Here is a 1702-nt window from a genome sequence, read left to right on the forward strand (position 1 = left end):
CGCGCACCGTGTCATTCCACTCCGCCAGCACCCGACGCCGCTCCGCCGCGTCGAGAATGTCGATTGCGCCAATCGGCTGATCCGGCGTGGCGGTTGCAGATTCGAGCAGGCGCACCAAACGCGTGGCGATGGCTTCGACGGCTTTCCGCTCGAACAGATCCGTACTGTATTCGATCGTGCCTTCGATCCCAGCCGACCCACCGTGCTGGCCACGACTCTCTGTCAAGATCAAGGCCAGATCGAATTTGGCAGCGCTGCTGCTCATCGGTTGCGGGACGATGGTGAGACCGGGCATATCAAGGCTGAGCGTACCAGCGTTCTGTAACGCGAGCATCACCTGGAAGAGCGGGTGGCGTCTCAGAGACCGTGTCGGATTGATCGCCTCGACGAGGCGCTCGAACGGCAAGTCCTGATTCGCGTAGGCATCGAGATTGGCGGCGCGCACGCGATCCACCAGTTCGCGGAAGCTTGGATTTCCAGCGGTGTCGCTGCGCAGTACCACGGTGTTGACGAAAAATCCGATCAAGTCGTCGAGCGCGTGATCGCTGCGCCCCGCCACCGGACTGCCGATTGGGATGTCCGTACCTGCGCCCAACCGCGTGAGCAGCGCAGCGAGGCCGGCTTGGAGCACCATGAAGAGACTGGCCTGCTGTTCGCGCGCCAGCATCAGCAGCCCCTGGTGCACTTCGGGGGTGATCTCGAACGCGACAGTATCACCATGATGGCTGGGAACAGGCGACCGGGAACGGTCAACCGGCAGCTCCAGTTGCTCCGGCAGGCCATGCAGCGCCTTCTTCCAATACTCCAACTGGCGCGCGACCGGGCTCTCGGGATCCTCCTCATTGCCGAGCAGCGCGTGCTGCCAAAGCGTGTAGTCGGCGTATTGCAGGGGCAGCGGCTCGAAGACAGGCGCGCGCTTCTCACTACGCGCAGCATAAGCGGTAGCGAGATCGCGAGCCAGCGGCCCGAGCGAAGCTCCGTCGCCGGCAATATGATGGATCAACAGCAGCAGAACCTGGTCGCGCGGCGCGAGGACGAAGAGATCGACGCGGAGCGGCGGTTCGACGGCGAGATCGAAGCCGCGGCTCGCGGCCATGTTGAGCGCCTGGGGAAGCTCGGCCTCAGTGGTTGCCGCCACCGCGAGGATCGGCCGAGCGATTTCAGCATCGAGGATCAGCTGGCGGGGTGTGCCCGCCGTCTCCGGGAAGACGGTTCGCAGACTCTCATGCCGCTCGACCAAATCGGCGAGGGCGGCTTCGAGGGCGTCGCGATCGAGGGCACCGCGAAGACGCAATGCGAGCGTGAGATTATAGTGTGGGCTTTGTCCTTCGAGATGGTTGAGGAACCACAGGCGACTTTGCGCGAACGAGAGCGGGATCACCTCCGGACGAGGGCCCGGCCGAAGAGTCGGTCGTGCTGCCGCCTCGGCCTGATCGAGCCGTTCAGCGAGCCCGGAGATGGTCGAAACTTCAAACAGCGTACCAAGCGGCAGCTCGACCCCGAAAGCAGCACGGATTTTCGAGACCAAATGCGTCACGAGCAGCGAATGGCCGCCGAGATCGAAGAAGTTGTCATGGATCCCGACGCGCTCGAGCCCGAGGGTCTCGGCAAACAGAGCGCAGAGCTTCTCTTCGCGTGGTGTCCGCGGCGGGGTGTATTCGGTCACGGGCTGGTGGTCGGGAGCAGGCAAAGCGTTGCGATC

The 1702-nt window shown here is 63.9% G+C and carries 1 protein-coding gene; it reads right to left on the bottom strand.

Annotated elements, in window-relative coordinates; all coding sequences use genetic code 11:
- Positions 1–1666: condensation domain-containing protein (locus QX126_RS33480; protein WP_315786889.1), on the bottom strand; the 1666-nt coding region annotated here is incomplete at its 3' end.
- Between the last annotated feature and the right edge of the window lie 36 nt (positions 1667–1702).

The organism is Bradyrhizobium sp. SZCCHNPS1003 (assembly GCF_032381555.1).
Classification (GTDB): Bacteria; Pseudomonadota; Alphaproteobacteria; order Rhizobiales; family Xanthobacteraceae; genus Bradyrhizobium.